We start from the raw sequence: 18,281 nt of genomic DNA, 5'->3' as shown, positions 1-18,281 counted from the left end.
GACCGGTCGCAATTTCCGAGGTGAATGGCTCCTCTACCCTGCCGGTTCGGTCAGTTTCCGGGAGCGGAGTTCGTGGCCCTTCGAGGTTTTGCAGCGGCCCGATTCCAGGTCCCACTGCCAGCCGTGCAGGTTGCAGGTGAGGGTGTTTCCGTCCACTACACCGAATTTCGACAGATCGGCTTTGAGGTGGGGGCAGCGGCGCTGGATTTCCCAGCCGGCCACCTCGACCGAGGCCGAATCGTCGTGGGCTTCGGAGAACCAGCCGTCGGCATAGGCGATGCGTTCGTCGGTGAGGCATTTGAAGAACGTGTACAGGTACTCGTTGTAGCCGCCGATACGCCAGGCCTGGAAGCGGGTGGACAGGAAAATCGTGTTCACCCAGTCCGGTTCTTGATCCCGCAGGACGGTGCGGACGAGTTCGGGGGCGATCCGGAAGCCGTAGCGGTATTTGCCCTCGCCCTCGCGGGGAGCGCGGACCTGGCGGGCCGGGAAGTCCAGAACCACGGTTTCGTCGCCCAGCACCAAGCCGACCGGGTAACCGATGCCGTCGCAGATGAGATCGCTCTGCCGCATGATCGGCTCGAACAGGTCGCGCAGGGGTTCGAGGAGCGGTTCGCCTTCGGCGGACGCCCAGGTCTTCTTCTCCGCGACCAGCACCGGTGCCAGCCGCTGCGCCATCTTCTCGATATAGGCGGCCTTATCGTTCCAGACGGTGTCGGGATCGTAGGGATGGTTCAGTTCGAGTTCGGCGCCGTGCACGTCGACCGTCGAACCGGGCACCATCAGCAGGCCGCGGTCGTGGCCGTGCTCGCGCATCTGCTCGAGGAAGACCATCTGGTCGGGGAAGATATTTCCCTCGTCGCCGCGATCGTCGTTGAGATAGCGCAGTTCGTCGTCCAGGAAAACCGGCGGACCGGCCGACGGAACAACCCAGGTGGCGCCGACCTGCTCGATATAGCTGCGGGCCCGGTCCATTCCGCGCTGCCGCTTCTGCTTACCGAAATTCGATTTCGTGCGCGCCGGGATGTCGTAAACCATCGGGTACCAGATGGCGCCCGAGTACTGCAGCAGATGAATATCGATCGTGCCGAAGGCGTCGTGCAGCACGTCCATATCGACCGGCCGCGCGTCGTTCATATTGAAACAGGTGGTTTCCCGGTCGGAGACGATGAGTCCGGAATCACCGATCGGGCCGTCCGCGGGAGCGCGTAGCGCGACGATCATGATGTCCAGTTCGGCGGTGGGATCGCCACCGCCGGCACCCATGGCACCGGTCACCGTGTGCTTGACCGAATCCTCGGTTTCGAAGAATTTGTGGAAACCGAGTTTCTCCAGCTCACGACGCAGGTCCGGGACCGGGTAGTCGGGCAGCAGGACGGTGGCGTCCTTGTTCACGTACTCCAGCAGATGCGCGGCGTCGAAATGATCGCGGTGCAAATGGGAAACGTAGAGGAAATCGCAGTTCCCGAGTTCCTCCCAATCGAGCTGGGTGTTGTCCGGGAACGGGAACCAGGAACCGAAGTACGCGGGGTTCACCCAGGGATCGCATAGGATCGTCCCGGCCGCGGTCCGGATATGGAATCCCGCATGTCCGACGCTGGTGATCTGCACGTGCTCGCTCCTCTTGACCGATTGCAGGCTTCCAGGGTAGTGGCTCAGGACGAGATTTCCCCGATGCAGTAGCCGTTGTCACCATCGGCGAGGACAAATGTCCGATTCTGCGTGACTCCGGAGGCATTTGTCACCGGCGCCGTCACCGACATATATCCCGGGGTCAGCTGCTGGGAACTGATCTGCTGATCGGTGAAACCGGTGGTTCCGGTGAGCATGCCGGGATTGTTCGCCAACGGCGCGGGCACCGGCGCGCCGGTGGCCTGGGGATCCCAGGTGGCCGGGTTCGCCGCGCAGACCAACGGATATTCGGCTTCCTGGTCGTCGGGGTGCAACGGTTGGCCGACGAGCCGGGACAGGTATCGGCGCACGGTGTGCCGGGCGTCGGCGGCGTCGTGCGCCGGTTCCACGCCGGCGGGGAACACGCGGCCGCAGGCATATCCGGACGCCACCCGATCCCGCTCGGCCGTGACGCTCGTCACTCCATCTGTCCAGGTGAGGGTTCCGTCGGTCGCCGTACCCGGCTGGGCCAGCGCACTGAGCACGGCGTCGGGGTCGGCGTACATGGTCTGCGTGGTGAGGGGCGGGATGGTCCAGCAGGCCTCTTGGAGAGTCGTGAGATCACCGGCGCGCAGGTCGACGGCGAAACGTTGCAGTGCGGGAGCAGCCTCCGGAACCCCGGGCACCTCGCCGACCAGCGGTGCGTCCGCGGGGACCGGCGGCAGTGTGGGCGAAGGTGCCACGGCGGTGGCGGTATCGGCCGGCGCGGCGCTCGTATCGGTATCGGCCGACTCGGTGGCCGGATCATCGACCGGAATACCGGAGACCGAATCACATCCGGTGGCCAGCAGCAGACCGGCCGCGGCCAGCCCGATCACCGCCGACCGGCCCCGGTGGCGGCGCGGTGCGGCACCGGCGCGGAGATCGCCTGCACGGCGCGGTGCGGTTGCGCGGCCGGGTCGGCGCGACGGTACGGGGCGGACGCGTTCCACTTCGACGATCACCTTTCCTGCGGTACATACCGGTTCGAACAGGGCCCACGAGGCGTGCTTTCGCGGGCCGGGCGGTGCCGGTCATCATGGCAGCGACTACGCTAGCGGACTTGTGGATCCCGTCTACCGGACTGTCATCGGGCTGGCCCGGACCGTCTTCTTCCTCGAGGGCCTGAAATTCACCGTCACCGGCGACGAGAACATTCCCGCCACCGGCGGTGCGGTGCTCGCGGTCAATCACACCGGGTACATGGATTTCACCTATGCGGGTCTGCCGGTGCGTACACCCAAGCGCTACATCCGGTTCATGGCCAAACACGAAGTCTTCGAGAACAAGATCTCCGGCCCGATCATGCGGGCCCTCAAACATATTCCGGTCGACCGCACCGCCGGCGCCGACTCGTACCAGGCCGCCGTGGACTATCTGCGCCGCGGCGAACTCGTCGGCGTGTACCCCGAGGCCACGATCAGTCGCAGCTTCGAGATCAAACAGCTGAAATCGGGTGCAGCCCGGATGGCCCTCGAAGCCGATGTGCCGATCATCCCGATCGTCATCTGGGGTGCGCAGCGCGTCTGGACCAAGGGGTATCCGAAACGGCTCGGCCGCACCAACACCCCGATCTCGATCGCTGTCGGGGAACCGATCCGGCCCGATGAGCCCGCGGCCGAACTCACCGCCGAACTGCGCTCCACGATGCAGCGGCTGCTGCACGGGTTACAGGAGAACTACCACCACGAACCCGGCGCCTATTGGGTTCCCGCCCGGCTGGGCGGCAGTGCCCCTACCCTGGAAGAAGCCGACGCGATGGATGCCGCCGAGGCCGCGCAGCGGGCCGCCCACAAACGCGGCGGCGACAGCCCGGCCGACGCGTAACCACTGCGCGGCGATACCGGGGAGCGGGTATATCCGCAGGCAGTGAGCAGGAGTCGCAATGGCGCGGGAGCCGGTTTTCGATATTCTCGCCGGGCTGGTGCACACGGTGTGCTTCGCCCAGGGCCTGCGGGTGGATATCCGCGGCCAGGAACATATCCCAGGCACCGGCGGCGCGGTACTCGCGGTGAACCACACGTCCTATCTGGATTTCATGCAGGTAGGAGTGGTGGGGCGCCGGTCGGGTCGCAATGTGCGGTACATGATGAAAGCCGAACTCGAACACGGCATCGTCGGTTTCCTGATGAAACACTGCAAGGCGATCGGCGTGGACCGCACGGCAGGCGCGGAATCGTTCGGCCGGGCCGTGACGGCGCTGCGCGAAGGGGAACTGGTCGTCGTCTATCCGGAAGCGACCATCAGCCGCAGTTTCGAACTGAAGGAATTCAAATCGGGTGCGGCCCGGATGGCGCTGGAATCCGGCGCGCCGATTATTCCGCTGGTCATCTGGGGTGCGCAACGAATCTGGACCAAGGGATTTCCCCGGCAGCTCGGCCGGCACAATTTCCCGATCAGTATCCGGATCGGTGAACCGTTGGAAGCTACAGGTTCGGCGGACGAGGTGACCGCCGCGCTGCGCACTCGGATGAGCGGTCTACTGACCGCTGCCCAGGACGGCTACCCGATGCCGACGGGTGAGCCGTGGGTGCCGGCCCGATTGGGCGGTAGCGCCCCGACGCTGGAACAGGCCGCCGTCTTGGAGGCCGAGGAGTACGCCCGCCGCCATACCCCACGCCCCTAGCGGGACGCCGCGGCTTCAGGACTGCTCGCAAGTTTTCGGTGCGGCACCCGAACGCGGGAGCGCTCAACCTGCTGCTGTCGTTCGCGCCTCCCGACCGGCGACAGCGCCGCCCCGGCGGTGCTCCAGTTTGTCATCGGTCAGCGGGCTCGGCGAAACCCACGACAGAATCCACAACCGGACGCTCGGCTCGAGAGCTCCCGGCTGCTCGTCCAACTGCCGGATCCCCTGTGGGCCGGTGGCCGAGCTGTCCACATTCGTCCACAGCAATATCCCGGCCTACCCGGATTCGGGTACCCGCCTGCGCGACAGGCCGTAATCGTTCGGCCGCCCCTTCCTGACATGGGGCGGCCCGCCGGGCGCCGGAGGCCGTCGATAGGGACAACTACCGACGCCTCTCACCTCACCTGTTGACAAAATACCCTAGGGGGGTACCGTAAAGAACGGAGGCGGCGCGGACCGCCTGGAAACCGTTGGATGGAGCATCGGATGAATACGTCGACCAAGTTCGCCGGCTTCGCGCTCGGACTTGTCGCGCTGTTCGGAGTCGCGATGGGAGTAGGAACCCTCGTGGGGACACCCGACAGCGAACCGGAGACCCACGACACCGCCGCGCCGGAACCGGACACGCACGCCGGTCCGGGCGGCCTGACCGACAGCGCCGGCGGATACACGCTGGTGGTGACGGACCCGATCACCGAATCCCGGCGCGACGCCACACTGCGCTTCCGGATCGAGGACAGTGCGGGCCGGCCGGTGCTGCGATACACGACCGAGCACGAGAAAGACCTGCACCTGATCCTGGTACGCCGCGATATGACCGGGTATCAGCATCTGCATCCCACGCTCGGCGCCGACGGCACCTGGAGCGCGCCGGTGAACCTCGGCCGCGCCGGCGACTACCGGGTCTTCGCGGATTTCGTCACCGCCGACGGGCAGCCGTTCACGCTCGGGACCGACCTGCGGGTCGCGGGCCGGTACGCGCCGCAGGCATTGCCCGCCACCGCCACCACCGCGACTACCGGTGACTACACGGTCGAACTGAACGGAACCATGGCGGCGGGACGGTCCACCGACCTCACCCTCACGGTCTCACGTAACGGGCAACCGGTCACCGATCTACAGCCCTACCTGGGGGCGTACGGTCATCTCGTGGCCCTGCGCGCCGCCGACCTCGGCTATCTCCACGTCCACCCGGCCGGACATCCCGGCGACGGAACCACCCCGGCCGGTCCGGACGTGCGTTTCGCGGTAACGGCGCCCAGCACCGGGGACTACCGGCTGTTCTTCGAATTCCGGCATGCGGGAACCGTGCACCGGGCCGAGCTGACCGAACCGGTCGCACCCGGTACGAGCGCCCCGCAACCGGCACCCGAACCCACCGACCCCGGCCACGGCCACTGATCCGGCCCCACGGAGCGAGCGAAACCATGACCACACAGACACCCCGTGAGACGTCCACCGCCCAACCGTCGACCGAACAGGTCGAACTGGTGATCGGCGGGATGACCTGCGCCTCCTGCGCCAACCGTATCGAGAAGAAACTCAACAAGCTCGACGGCGTGACCGCGACGGTCAACTACGCGACCGAGAAGGCCCGCGTCCACTTCCCGGAAAACCTCACCCCCGACGACCTGGTGGCCGTGGTCGAACAGACCGGCTACACAGCCGCGCTGCCACAGCCGCCCGCCGAGGAAAAAGCCGCCACCGAACCGGCCGACCCCACCGATTCCCTGCGCACCAGGTTGCTGGTCTCCCTGGTGCTCACGGTCCCGGTGATCGCCATGGCGATGATCCCGGCACTGCAGTTCACCAACTGGCAATGGCTGTCGCTCACGCTGGCAGCACCGGTCGTCGTCTGGGGCGCGCTGCCGTTCCACCGGGCGGCGCTGACGAATCTGCGGCACGCCACCGCAACCATGGACACCCTCGTATCGCTGGGCACCCTGGCCGCGTTCGGCTGGTCGCTGTACGCGCTGTTCTGGGGCACCGCCGGCACCCCCGGCATGACCCACCCGTTCGAATTCACGATCGCGCGGATGGACGGTACGGGCAGCATCTACCTGGAGGCTGCGGCCGGCGTCACCACCTTCATCCTGGCCGGCCGGTACTTCGAGGCGAAGTCCAAACGTCGCGCAGGAGCCGCGCTGCGGGCCCTGCTGGAGCTCGGCGCCAAAGAGGTTTCGGTGCTGCGCCCCGCGGGCTCGGACGGCTGGACCGAAGAGCGGATACCGGTGGAACAGCTCGCCGCCGGCGACCGTTTCGTGGTCCGGCCGGGTGAGAAGATCGCGACCGACGGTGTGATCGTGGACGGCTCGTCCGCGGTGGATGTTTCCATGCTGACGGGCGAATCCGTGCCGGTCGAAGTCGGGCCGCAAGATTCGGTCGCCGGTGCGACCGTGAACGTGGGCGGTCGCATCACCGTGCAGGCCACCCGGGTCGGCTCGGACACCCAGCTCGCGCAGATGGCCCGGATGGTCGAGGACGCGCAATCCGGAAAGGCGCAGGCCCAGCGGCTGGCCGACCGGATCTCCGGGGTTTTCGTCCCGATCGTGATCGCGCTCGCCGTGGCCACCCTCGGGTTCTGGCTCGGCACCGGCGGTTCGGTGGCGGCGGCCTTCACAGCGGCGGTGGCGGTGCTGATCATCGCCTGCCCGTGCGCGCTGGGCCTGGCGACCCCGACCGCGCTCATGGTCGGCACGGGTCGCGGTGCGCAGCTGGGCATCCTGATCAAGGGTCCCGAAGTGCTGGAGAACACCCGCCGGGTGGACACCGTGATCCTGGACAAGACCGGCACCGTGACCACCGGCAAGATGGCGCTGCTCGATGTGGTGGCCGCGGCCGGCGAGAGCACCGACGAGGTGCTGCGGCTGGCGGGTTCGCTCGAGGATTCCTCCGAACACCCGATCGCCAAGGCCATCGCGGACGGCGCTCGCCAGCGGATCGGCGCACTGCTGCCGGTGGAGGGTTTCCGCAACAACGCCGGGCTCGGCGTGGAGGGTGTGGTCGACGGTCACGCCGTGATCGTGGGTCGCACCGGACTACTCGCCGATTACGCCCTGAACCTGGACGACGGCCTGCGTGACGCGATGCACGCGGCCGAAGCCGAAGGCCGGACGGCGGTGGCGATCGGCTGGGACGGTAAGGCCCGCGGCGTGCTCGTGGTCGCCGATACCGTGAAACCGACTTCCGCCGAAGCGGTTTCCCGGCTTCGGGCCCTCGGCCTCACTCCGATCATGCTCACCGGCGACAACACCACCGCGGCGAAGGCCATCGCCCGGCAGGTCGGTATCGACGAGGTGATCGCCGAGGTGCTGCCGCAGGACAAGGTTGCGGTGATCGAACGGCTGCAAGGTGAAGGCCGCACCGTCGCCATGGTCGGTGACGGCGTGAACGACGCGGCCGCCCTGGCCCGCGCCGATCTCGGCCTGGCCATCGGCACCGGCACCGATATCGCCATCGAGGCCGCCGACCTCACCCTGGTCCGGGGCGACCTCACCGCCGCCCCCGACGCCATCCGGCTGGCCCGGCGCACCCTCGGCACCATCAAGGGCAACCTGTTCTGGGCCTTCGGCTACAACGTGGCGATGATCCCGCTGGCCATGGCGGGCCTGCTCAACCCGATGCTGGCCGGCGCCGCGATGGCGTTCTCCTCGGTGTTCGTGGTGAGCAACAGCCTGCGGCTGCGCAGGTTCCGGCCGACCCACTGACCGGCGGCAAGGGCCGGGGCACCTTTCGAGGTGTCCCGGCCCTTTCTGCTGCGACGAGGTCTACGGACCGAGAAGCGCCGCGGGCACCACCGCGATACCATCGGGTCGCCGGTACGCGTAAGTGCCCGTGGTGATCAGCACTGCGTCGGCCAGCTGATTGCCGAGCTTCGACCCCAGCCAGCGCAGATGTTTTACATCTTTTTCGTCGACAGTCGCCGCGAGCTTGGTTTCCAGGGCCACAATCCGCCCCCCGGGACCGGTGACGATGAAATCGACCTCGTGATCACCTGATCGAGTACGCATATGCTGCAGTCGGGCCTCGTTCACCTGTGCATAGATTCGGAGGCTGAGCGCCATGAGCGCTTCGAAAAGCTGGCCGAGAAGGTTCGCACTGTAGGAGACTTTTACACGGCTGCCGACGCCGGACAGTAGTGATTGCGATGTCAGATCGAGCAGCCGCGCCGACAGTGCGGGGTCGACCAGGTAGTGTTTCGGCGCCTGGGCAAGTCTGCTGAAAGCGTTGTCGACCGGAAGCCAGCCGGGCACAGGGTCGAGAAGCCACAACTGCGACAGAACGTCGCGGTAGGCAATGGTCGTCGTTTTGGCCGGCTTCTCGGTTTCACCGGCAGTTGCCGCGTCCAGGATGGCACTGTAGGCGGCCGTTGTTCCGGTTGCAGCCGCATATGCGGTAAGCCAGGCGCGCAAGGTCGCGGGGCGGCGTACCTGATGCCCCTGGTCCGGAAAATCGCGCTCGACGATCCGGGCGATGTAACCATCCAACTGGGCGCGCCGAGCACGGTCCGGCAGCGGACGTATACCCGGAAAACCGGATCCCACAATTTCTTCCACGTACTCGGGAAGATTGACCGGGGATTCTCCCTCGATGGGACTTTTGTTCCCGGACAGCAAATCACGCAAGCTGACAGTGGTTTCGCAGATCCCACGTTCCGCCAAGCTCATCGGCCACATCCGCACCTGCACGATCCGGCCGGCCCCCGAATGCATCGGCGTATCGGCCGGCAGAGCGCTGCCTGCCAATATGAAACGTCCGGGCCGCGGGTCCCGGTCCACGCTGCGCCGCACGGTGTCCCATACTGCGGGAAGGCGCTGCCACTCGTCGATCAGGACCGCACCGTCCCCCCGTGCCACCAGCCCCGGGTCCGCGGACAGTAATTGCCACTGCTCGTTGTCGTCCAGTGCGTAGACGATATCGGCCCTACGCTGGGCGGTAGCCGTTTTGCCGACGCCTTTGGCACCTTCGACCGCCACCGCTGCCAGCCCCGGCAACAGTTCATCCAGCTCCGTATCGATGATCCGTCTCCGGTAGCCGTTCACAGTCCGTTACGATACCGTTTGCAGGCTTGCTACGCTACCGAATGCCGCATTTCTAGACTACCTTTTGCGCATTTCATTCGCGATGATTCAGCACTACCGCTTGCCATGCCTGCTGCCGGACCGACCGCGGGTCTGTGCCGTTTCCGTGTTCGCGGGAGGTTCGGACCGCCCGGACTGCAGGGTCGCGACGACCACCGCGGCGAGGGTGAGTCCGCAGCCGACCAACTTCGCCGGCGACAGCGCAGCGCCCGCGGGCAGGAGCCAGTCGAGCAGCACCGAGGTCGTGAGCTGGCCGGCCACAGTGCTGAGCCCCATCAGCAGCACCCCCACCCAGCGCACGACCAGCACCCCGGCCGCGATGAACAGCACTCCGATCGCGCCGCCCAGGTAGAGCCAGGGTTCGCGGGGGAACTCGGCAGGAGCTCCGACCCGGACCAGTACCAGCGCTTCGATGACGAGAAGACCCAGCAGGCCGATACCGAAGTTGATCACGGTGGCGGCGAACGGGCTACCGGACGTACCGACCCGCCCGTTCCACGCCTGCTGCCACGCCAGCCCGATCCCCGCCAGCACCGGCAGGATCAACAGAACCGGCCCGGCGACGTCACCGAGCCAGGACGCCGTCGTCGCCCCGTCCGTTCCCGCCCCACCGGACGCGGCCAGCAGCACCGCACCCACCGCCAGAATCGCCCCGCCGAGCCGAGCCACGGTCACCGGAGTGCGGCCCTGCGGCCCGATCCCCAGCCGGTCCACAACCAGACTGCTCACCAACTGCCCGGATACCGCGCCCACGGTGAACGCCGTGACACCGACGGCGGCCACAGCCAGCGATTGACTCGCCACGAACAACGCCCCACACAGCCCGCCGAGCAACTGCCAGTACCGCAGCTCCCCCGCGGCCAGCGCCGCCCGCACCCCGCGCAGCCCCGACCGCAGTCGAGCACTGAACGCCACCGCGATCAGCAGGAGCACGAAGCCACTGCCGAAACTCACCACTGCCGCCGCGACACCGTCTTCCAGCCGCGCACCGAGCTCCCCGTTGATCCGCCCCTGCACAGCGACCCCGGCTCCGATCAGCAATCCCAGCCCGAGACCCCACCGCCGCAACACCATGATCGGAACCCTACCGACGCCGGCCCGTGCACCTCGGACGCCGACGGAGGGCCGGGCATACGCTCGACCACGGGTGGACGGGGGTGCGCGTGTTCCTTGCTCACCTTTTACAAGTGCCGGCTGCCCGGCCCGATCCGCTGTCGACCATTCGCCCGGACAACGCGGCGACCGATCACTGTGCCGATACGGACCGGCTCCCGGAAAACCGCCGAACGCCGGTTCTCTCGGCACCGGGCGCCGACTGAGTGCTGCCGAGCGCTGAGCGATGCGTACGCCGGCTGCGCCGCCCGCCCGCGGAGGAGATTCCCATGGTGGTGCCGCCGCGTTCCCGGACGTCACCGGCCGATACAGCGGGCCTGTCCCGGTAACCACGCCGGCGCCAGGACAGCGATCGCGGCGAGGGCGATACCCAGCAGCGCGAGGGTCACGGAGATCGGCAACCACATCGCCATCAGGCCGACGAAGCCGAAGACCGCCAGGGAAACCAATTCCTCCGACAGCCCGGCAACCGACATCACGGTCGCCCGCGCCGGTCCGGTGATGGAGTCCTGTAATCGTGCTTCCGCGACGATACCGGCGTTGTAGACGATGCCGTAGGAAACAGCCAGCGCCGCGAAACCGAGGCCGGCGAGCACATACACAGCTCCCGGCCAGCGGCTTGCCGCACCGGCGAGCAGCGCGCCCGCGCCGAAGAGAACAGCCGCCGCGCAGAGCGCGCAGGCCATGGTGCGGGCCCGCATCGCTTCGGTCCGGCCGGCCAGCAGCGAACCGAGCAGCGAACCGACGACGGTCACGCCGACCAGGACCGGCACCACCGAGGTCGCGGCACCGGCCTCACCGGCGAGCAGGGCGAAGTATTCGTCGAAGGCGGTGATCCCGTACAGCAGCGCGAGCAGCCCTACACCGTGACGCACCCGCCGGATCCGCACCGCTTCGGTGACACCGGTCCGCAGCATGTGCAGGTACCGCCGGATCGAGCCGTGGCCGCTGGTGACGGGGTCGGCGGTGGCCGGTCGCGGGCCCGGGGTGAGCACGGCGGCACCCGCAGTATCCGAGTCGGTCCCGTCGCGCTCGTCCTCTTCGAGTTCGGCGACGTCGGCCGCCGAAACCGACCTCGGCGCCGCCGGCAGGCTCCGGGCCAGAGCCGTGTGCACGACCGCGCAGCCGACACTGGCCCAGCCGACCAGCTCGTAACCGCCCCACAGATACAGCGGGGTCGCGGCGAGTATCGCGATCACCGCGCTGAATTCGCTCGCCGACCGGGTGTAACCGATAACGCGGGCATAAGCGCGAGATTCACTACGGACGGTGAGTTCGTCGTACAGCAGCGCTTCGAAGGTCCCCGACCGCAACGCACCCGCCACACCCCACAGGACGAAACCGAGCGCGAACCCGAGGAATGACGGCGCGATCGTCCACAGCAGGAACCCCGTGGCCATCAGGAAGCCGTTGAGGACCAGCAGGCCGCGCCGCGAGACGGTATCGGCCCACGCCCCGGAGGGGATCTCACAGACGAAGGCCGTCACCGACCAGAGCGCGAGCAGCAGCGAGATCTGTCCCGGCCCGAAGCCGTGATCGGCGAAGAGCAGCGCGTACAGCGCGTAGTACGGAATCAGGTCCCCGGTCGCGGCGAACAGCGTCGCGCGCAGCGTCAGCGCGCGCAGCCCGGTATTCCGCCCGGGGCTCACCCGCCGGTGTCAACAGTTGTAGATGACCAAACGCATACGATCAGCTTTGCGGCAGCGGGCCCTCGGGTCAAGACCTTTACTCCCGACCACTCGGGCCGCGGTGACCTCACCGCCCGGCGGGCTCGGGCACCGGCGAATCACCGGGCGTGGCCAGGAGGCTCAGAGCGGCACCCAGCCATTTTGTTCTTCCGAGCCGATGCCGAGCGCCCGGGTATTAGCGGCACCCAGCCCCCGGTTCATATCGCTGATCAGATCGGCCACCGGATGCGAATCGCTGTAGTGGTACCCCTGGGCCAGTGCGAAACCGAGCTCGGTGAGCACGGCCGCCTGATGTTCGGTCTCCACACCTTCCGCGATGACCTGCAGGTCCAGCGATTTACTCAGCGCCGCGATCACACCGAGCAGCGGCGGGGCCGGGGAATCGGAGCGGATGGCGGCCACGAACGACTGGTCGACCTTGATGATATCGCTGGGCAGGGTCGCCAACCGGCTGAGCGAGGAGTAACCGGTACCGAAATCGTCGATGGCGATTCGAACGCCCCGGTCGCGCAGGGTGTGCAGATTCGCGATCGCGGTATCGGATTCGGCGGCCAGTTCGGTTTCGGTCACCTCGAGCACCAGCTGATCGGCGGGCCAGCCGGTGCTCTCCAGGATTCCGGCGACCTTGTCCGCGTACCCGGTTTCGGCGAGTTCGAGCCCGCTGACGTTCACGTTCAGGGTGAGTTCCAGCGCGGCGAACGTTTCCTGTAACTGGGCGGCATCGGCGCAGGCCCGGCGCAACACCAGTTCGTCCAGATCTGCGATGAGGTCGTACTCCTCGGCCACCCGGATCAGACCTTCGGTGGTGACATCCGGTTGCGCGCTCGACGACCAGCGCAACAGCGCCTCCACCCCGACCGCCTTCTCGCCGCCGTCGCTGAGGCTGACGATCGGCTGGTAGTGCACGTCGAGGTTGCCGTTGTCGATGGCTTCACGCAGTTCCACCGCCAGGGGGGTGCGATGCCCGGATTCCAGTACCGTCCGGTTGCGACCCGACTGCTTGGCCCGGTAAAGACCCACATCGGCACGACTCACCAGCAGGGAGGCCGATTCCCCGGTCTGCCAAGAGGTGACTCCCGCCGAGCATCCGGTGCTCACCGCGGCCCGCAACTGCTCGGTGAGCAGGATGGCCGCCTGTTCGGTGGTGCCCGGCAGCAACGCCGCGAAAACATCGCCGCCGTAGCGGGCCAGCCGCTGCCCCGGTCCCAGCAATCCGGCCCAGGTATCGGCAACCTTCTGCAGCACCGCGTCACCGGCGCGATGGCCGAGATGATCGTTGACCTTCTGGAACCGGTCCAGATCGACCAGCACCAGCGCCAATGCCTGACCCGAGCGGTCGGCGTGTTCGATGGCGTTGTTCAGGGCTCGGTCGAAACCGCGCCGGTTGAGCAACCCGGTCAGCGTATCGATATCGGCCTCGGACGCCATCCGGGTGAGGATGCCCACCACGACGCCGACGCCGAAGGTGATTCCCGCCGGAATCAAGCCCGACCACCACGGCAGACCCGTCCGTGTCGGCAGCACCCACAGGCACAGCGCCATACAGAGGGCGATATGGGCCGCGGCCTGCGACCAGGCGAAGAACAGCGCGGCGTCACAGGCGACGAAGACATAGAACGAGGCCAGGGTGATCGCCGCGACGGTATTGGGGAACGAGTGCACGGCGATGGTCACCAGGACGGTCGCCAGCACGACGTAGCCGTGGTGCAGCCAATGCGGCATCCGCGGACCCCAGCCGAGCAGGCTTATCCCCAGCAGAAGCGCCACGGCCGCGGCCGAGCCGACCAGAACACGATTGCCCTCGTCGCCCGGATACAGCACCTGGGTGGGCGCAATGGCTGTCACCAGGAGGCCGAGCGCACCACCCATGACGTAGAACGCCCCGGTGGTCCGGGACATGACCATGGCCGTCGCCACACCCGACGCGGCCCGCACCCGAGTCCGGGTATCGCCGCGAGACCCGCTTCCTCGCACGATGAACAGCCTAAACAACGAGTTCACTGCGCGGCGACCCAACCGGGGATATCGGGTACCCCGAACCCGGTGAACCGAACCGCTCAGCCCGCCGGGGTCAGCACATCGGTGCCCACGAACGGCACCAGGGCGGCGGGCACCCGGACCGAACCGTCGGCCTGCTGGTGATTCTCCAGCAGTGCGACCAGCCACCGGGTGGTGGCCAGCGTGCCGTTCAGCGTCGCCGCGATCTGCGGTTTCCCGTTCTCGTCGCGATAACGGACCGAAAGCCGGCGCGCCTGGAAAGTGGTGCAGTTCGAGGTCGAGGTGAGTTCGCGGTAGGTGCCCTGGCTGGGCACCCAGGCCTCACAGTCGAATTTGCGGGCGGCCGAACTGCCCAGATCCCCCGCGGCGACATCGATGATCCGGTACGGCACATCGAGGGCGGCGAGCATATCGCGCTCCCAGGCCAGCAGTCGCTCATGTTCGGCGTCGGCGTCTTCGGGCCGGCAGTAGACGAACATCTCGACCTTGTCGAACTGGTGCACCCGGATGATCCCCCGGGTGTCCTTGCCGTAGCTGCCGGCCTCCCGGCGGAAACACGACGACCAGCCCGCGTAGCGCTTGGGGCCGGCGCCGAGGTCCAGGATTTCGCCGGAGTGGTACCCGGCCAGCGGCACCTCGGAGGTGCCGACCAGGTACAGATCGTCCTCCTCGAGGTGGTACACCTCGGCCGAATGCTGACCGAGGAACCCGGTTCCGGCCATGATCTCCGGACGGACCAGCACCGGCGGGATCATCATCGTGAAGCCGTTGGCCACCGCGCGCTGCGCCGCCAACTGCAACAGCCCCAGCTGCAGCAACGCGCCGTAGCCGGTGAGGAAATAGAACCGCGAGCCCGATACTTTGGCCCCGCGTTCCATATCGATCACACCCAGTGACTCACCGAGGTCCAGGTGGTCGCGTGGTGTGAAATCGAATTCGGGCAGGTCGCCGACGGTCTCGAGCAGGACGAAATCGTCCTCCCCACCGGCCGGTGCGCCGTCCTGGACGATATTCGAGATCGCCCGGTGCGCTTCCTGTAGTTCGGCCTCGGCGGCGTGCTGCGCGGTCTCGGCCTTTTTCACCTCGGCCGACATCTGCTGCGCCTGCTCCAGCAACGCCGGGCGCTCTTCTTTACTCGCCTTACCGACCTGCTTGCCCATGGCTTTGTGCTCGGCCCGCAATTTATCGGCGGTGGCGATCGCGGACCGGCGCGCGCTATCGGCCGTGAGCAGCGCGTCGACGAGTGCCGGGTCCTCGCCCCGGGCTCGCTGCGAGGCGCGGACCAGCTCGGGATCATCGCGCAGGAGTCGGAGGTCGATCATGGCTGACCAGCGTAATGGTCGCGGATTTCCGGCCTCAACCGAGTATCTCCCCCACCGGCCCCACGGCCGCTCCGGCCGGTTCTCGCACAAGTGCGCCATACCGATCGGCCGGGTTCGTGGCACGTTCGGGTGTGGCGCTGCCATGATGGACCGCGATGTCCTCCGAAAATGAGCCTGCAAACCGGCCCGGCCTCCGTGGCGGCCAATCGTTGCGCTCGCGTACCGCCCGCCCGGGCCGCGGTCGCAAGACCGATACCGCGCGGCCCCGGTCCGGTGATCCGGCATCCCCCGAAATGCCGGACCACGATCCCACGGCGGCCCGCTCCCCGCGCCGGGGGAAACGGCCGGGATCGGCGGGGTCGCGTCCCGGCGCGGCGACAGGTCCGCGGCCGAGCGGCAAAGGCAAGCCCAAACGGATCCCCGCGCCGCGGTTGCGCTGGAGTCTGCTCGCGGTGGCCGTCGGCGCGATCGTCGCGGCGCTGGCCACGCTGATGCTCAGCGGGTTCGACAACGATTCGAATCTGCAGGCACGCAGTCCGGGCGGGGGGGTCGCCAAGGCGGACAAGGTATTCGCATCGGTGACTCCGGGCGATTGCCTCACCTGGACCAAACCGGACCATTCGGACCTGGTGGAACTCGATTGCGCCGAGGAGCATCTGTTCGAGGTCACCGATACGGTCGATCTGAGCCGGTACCCCGGCTCCGAATTCGGGCCCGGCGCGGTCTGGCCGGATTCGCTGCGGCTCACCGAACTCCGCGAGGAGCATTGCGTGCCCGCAGCCCAGCGCTACCTCAACGGCCGGTTCGATCCGCGCGGCAAGTACGCGGTGGGGTTGATGTATCCGAGCAATGACGGCTGGAACAACTCCGGCGATCGCATCCTGCGCTGCGGTCTGCAGGTACCCGGGCTGAGCGGCAACCCGCTGCCCAATACCGGCCGCGTGGCCGAAAGCGACCAGTCCAAGGTGTACGAGCCCGGCGTCTGCCTCGGGATCAGCCAGAACCTGCCGACCGATCCCGTCGACTGCGCCCAGGAACATGCCGTCGAAATCGCGTCCACGGTCGATCTGTCCGCCCGGTTCCCCGGCGGTCCCCCGTCCAAAGACGATCAGGACAGGTTCCTGGAAGAGGAATGCGGCCGGACCACCAACGACTATCTCGGCGGCCCGCACGTGCTGCGGGACAAGACGCTGACGGTGTTCTTCGATTTCATCGATGCGCGCAGCTGGCTGGCCGGTAGCCGGAAGTTGAACTGCATGATCGGAAAAGGCGCGGACCAGGAAGGTTTCGCACCGATCGTGGGTCCGGCCCGTGGTCGCATCATGATCGACGGCCAGGAGCCCGTGCCGCCGCCGAACTCGGGCCGCTCCACCCCCACCCCGCTGCCGGGTGCGGCGCCGCTGCCCCCGCAGCCGGAACCGCGGCCCGCGCCGCGCTGAGGCGGAGCGTCACTGTGCCGGTAGCCATGTCGGAGACCCGTTTCGAAGAGCTCGTCGGGGATGCGCTGGACCTGATCCCGTCGGAGTTGTCCCGGGCCATCGACAACGTGGTCGTGCTGGTCGAACCGCGTAATTCCGACGATCCGCACCTGCTGGGGCTCTACCACGGGATCGCGCTCACCGAGCGCGACAGTCATTACGGCGGTTCGCTTCCCGATACGATCACCATCTATCGGGAGGCCCTGTTGTCGATCTGCGCCGACGAGGACGAAGTGGTGGAGGAGGTGCGGATCACCGTGATCCACGAAATCGCACACTATTTCGGGATTGACGAAGACCGGCTCCATCAGTTGGGATGGGGTTAAGCTAAGCCTGGTCTACGCGACGCGCCGGCAGGGGATGCACAAGCGCGGAGCCGGACCGCACCGGAAGAAGTTCTGGATTCGATGGAACCGCTCGCGGGGGTATCGCGTCCAATGTACTCGTAGGGGGAATTCTCGTGGTTCCGCCCAAGAGCCGCCACAAGAAGGAGTCGAGGACATGATTGGCAATGTCGGCGTCACACCTGAGCTCATCCTTGCCGCAGCGGTCGAACTGGACCTGCTCGCCGACCGGCTGGCCGGGGTCGCCGCAGCCACCGTACCCGCTACCTATGTCGCGCCGTCCGGCGCCGACGAGGCGTCGATACACGGTGCGATGCATATGAACAAGGGTGCCGCCACCCACCAGACCTCGCTTGCGCAGGCAGTTCTCGAACTGCACCACACCGCCGCGATCCTGCGTACCCAACTCGCCGGATACCTCGCCCAGGACGCCGCTTCGGCGGGCGTACTGGCGCTCACCGGCGCACCGTTCGGCGCGATCAGCGTCTAGCCACCGATGACCGAAAAAGCGCCGCACCGCGGCGCAGACCACGAGCGCGCGTGGCGCGAACGCCGAAGTATCAGCGATAGTTCACAAGGGGAGAAGCAAGCATGACCGCAGGTATCACCGGGGTGTTCTGGCTGCCCAGACTCGCCGAGGGGAATTCGATCGCACTGAACGCGGGATCGCACGCCATCCCGATGTCCGCGGCCGCCACCTCATGGGGCGCGCTCACTGCCGCATGGGTGGACGCCAATGCCACGGTGGTCCGGGTGATGGCCGAACTCGGCGTCGGTATGCAGAGCGTCAACGGTATCGGCGCCCTGGCCCGCCTGGTCGGTTTCACCGGCTGGGCACAGCAGCAGGGTGCCATGGCCGCGACGCTGGGCACCAAGGCCGCCTCGCAGGCCACTGCCTACACCGTGGCCTCGATCGCCATGCCGAGCCTGCCGGAGATCGCGGCGGTGAACGCGGCCCGCGCCGCGGCCCACACCACCGGC

15 protein-coding genes are annotated in these 18,281 nt (G+C 67.4%); 8 read left to right on the top strand and 7 right to left on the bottom strand.

From position 1 onward, the window contains the following. Window positions 1-33: 33 nt before the first annotated feature. Together ON22_RS00545 and ON22_RS00540 are read right to left on the bottom strand one after the other, a co-directional pair. Window positions 34-1,611 carry a Rieske 2Fe-2S domain-containing protein gene (locus ON22_RS00545; protein ID WP_033243829.1) on the bottom strand — a complete coding sequence of 526 codons (1,578 nt, stop codon included), beginning with the start codon at window positions 1,609-1,611 and terminating at the stop codon, window positions 34-36. Between the two features lie 44 nt (window positions 1,612-1,655). Next, entirely contained in the window at window positions 1,656-2,615 is a 960-nt protein-coding gene (locus tag ON22_RS00540; protein WP_051157010.1) for a hypothetical protein, read from the bottom strand. A 100-nt stretch (window positions 2,616-2,715) separates the two neighbouring features. Here ON22_RS00540 and ON22_RS00535 point away from each other — a divergent pair, with 100 nt between their 5' ends. The 4 genes from ON22_RS00535 (at window position 2,716) to ON22_RS00520 (ending at window position 7,983) form a co-directional block, all read left to right on the top strand. Next, complete coding sequence (locus tag ON22_RS00535) at window positions 2,716-3,477, top strand: lysophospholipid acyltransferase family protein (protein ID WP_033243828.1); 762 nt, start codon at window positions 2,716-2,718, stop codon at window positions 3,475-3,477. 58 nt (window positions 3,478-3,535) lie between these two features. Further along, window positions 3,536-4,276, top strand: a complete 741-nt coding sequence (locus ON22_RS00530; protein WP_033243827.1) for a lysophospholipid acyltransferase family protein — start codon at window positions 3,536-3,538, stop codon at window positions 4,274-4,276. 486 nt (window positions 4,277-4,762) lie between these two features. Next, window positions 4,763-5,677 (top strand): DUF8832 domain-containing protein, encoded by a 915-nt coding sequence (locus ON22_RS00525; protein WP_033244434.1) that lies wholly within the window; start codon window positions 4,763-4,765, stop codon window positions 5,675-5,677. 26 nt (window positions 5,678-5,703) lie between these two features. Then, entirely contained in the window at window positions 5,704-7,983 is a 2,280-nt protein-coding gene (locus tag ON22_RS00520) for a heavy metal translocating P-type ATPase (RefSeq protein ID WP_033243826.1), read from the top strand. A gap of 60 nt (window positions 7,984-8,043) precedes the next feature. On the opposite strand, the gene ON22_RS00515 is transcribed toward ON22_RS00520, so the two are convergent. From ON22_RS00515 to serS, 5 genes are all read right to left on the bottom strand, one after another. Continuing rightward, complete coding sequence (locus tag ON22_RS00515) at window positions 8,044-9,318, bottom strand: ATP-binding protein (protein ID WP_033243825.1); 1,275 nt, start codon at window positions 9,316-9,318, stop codon at window positions 8,044-8,046. A gap of 93 nt (window positions 9,319-9,411) precedes the next feature. After that, on the bottom strand, window positions 9,412-10,431 hold the full coding sequence (locus tag ON22_RS00510; RefSeq protein WP_051157009.1) for a DMT family transporter: 1,020 nt from the start codon (window positions 10,429-10,431) through the stop codon (window positions 9,412-9,414). Between the two features lie 335 nt (window positions 10,432-10,766). After that, window positions 10,767-12,119 (bottom strand): MFS transporter, encoded by a 1,353-nt coding sequence (locus ON22_RS00505; RefSeq protein WP_231508525.1) that lies wholly within the window; start codon window positions 12,117-12,119, stop codon window positions 10,767-10,769. Between the two features lie 159 nt (window positions 12,120-12,278). Continuing rightward, window positions 12,279-14,132, bottom strand: coding sequence for a putative bifunctional diguanylate cyclase/phosphodiesterase (locus ON22_RS00500; protein ID WP_231508524.1), 1,854 nt, complete (start codon window positions 14,130-14,132; stop codon window positions 12,279-12,281). Window positions 14,133-14,215: 83 nt separating this feature from the next. Continuing rightward, complete coding sequence (gene serS / locus ON22_RS00495; protein WP_033243824.1) at window positions 14,216-15,478, bottom strand: serine--tRNA ligase; 1,263 nt, start codon at window positions 15,476-15,478, stop codon at window positions 14,216-14,218. 155 nt (window positions 15,479-15,633) lie between these two features. Here serS and ON22_RS00490 point away from each other — a divergent pair, with 155 nt between their 5' ends. The 4 genes from ON22_RS00490 to ON22_RS00475 form a co-directional block, all read left to right on the top strand. Further along, entirely contained in the window at window positions 15,634-16,917 is a 1,284-nt protein-coding gene (locus ON22_RS00490; protein ID WP_231508523.1) for a septum formation family protein, read from the top strand. Window positions 16,918-16,943: 26 nt separating this feature from the next. After that, a complete protein-coding gene (locus tag ON22_RS00485) occupies window positions 16,944-17,282 on the top strand; it encodes a metallopeptidase family protein (RefSeq protein WP_033243823.1) in 339 nt (112 codons plus the stop codon). 175 nt (window positions 17,283-17,457) lie between these two features. Continuing rightward, window positions 17,458-17,790 (top strand): PE family protein, encoded by a 333-nt coding sequence (locus ON22_RS00480; RefSeq protein WP_033243822.1) that lies wholly within the window; start codon window positions 17,458-17,460, stop codon window positions 17,788-17,790. A 101-nt stretch (window positions 17,791-17,891) separates the two neighbouring features. Beyond that, a partial coding sequence (locus ON22_RS00475; RefSeq protein WP_043739702.1) for a PPE domain-containing protein occupies window positions 17,892-18,281 on the top strand: 390 nt, incomplete at its 3' end.

It is taken from the genome of Nocardia carnea NBRC 14403, assembly GCF_000308515.1.
GTDB lineage: Bacteria > Actinomycetota > Actinomycetes > Mycobacteriales > Mycobacteriaceae > Nocardia > Nocardia carnea.
This window is presented reverse-complemented; position numbering and strand designations above follow the sequence as displayed.

What these genes read in the sequence shown, in the direction of transcription:
- ON22_RS00530 (WP_033243827.1), top strand. Translation starts at nt 3,536, where the DNA reads ATGGCGCGGGAGCCGGTTTTCGATATTCTCGCCGGGCTGGTGCACACG.
- ON22_RS00525 (WP_033244434.1), top strand. Translation starts at nt 4,763, where the DNA reads ATGAATACGTCGACCAAGTTCGCCGGCTTCGCGCTCGGACTTGTCGCG.
- ON22_RS00520 (WP_033243826.1), top strand. Translation starts at nt 5,704, where the DNA reads ATGACCACACAGACACCCCGTGAGACGTCCACCGCCCAACCGTCGACC.
- ON22_RS00510 (WP_051157009.1), bottom strand. Translation starts at nt 10,431, where the DNA reads ATGGTGTTGCGGCGGTGGGGTCTCGGGCTGGGATTGCTGATCGGAGCC.
- serS (WP_033243824.1), bottom strand. Translation starts at nt 15,478, where the DNA reads ATGATCGACCTCCGACTCCTGCGCGATGATCCCGAGCTGGTCCGCGCC.
- ON22_RS00490 (WP_231508523.1), top strand. Translation starts at nt 15,634, where the DNA reads ATGTCCTCCGAAAATGAGCCTGCAAACCGGCCCGGCCTCCGTGGCGGC.
- ON22_RS00485 (WP_033243823.1), top strand. Translation starts at nt 16,944, where the DNA reads ATGTCGGAGACCCGTTTCGAAGAGCTCGTCGGGGATGCGCTGGACCTG.
- ON22_RS00480 (WP_033243822.1), top strand. Translation starts at nt 17,458, where the DNA reads ATGATTGGCAATGTCGGCGTCACACCTGAGCTCATCCTTGCCGCAGCG.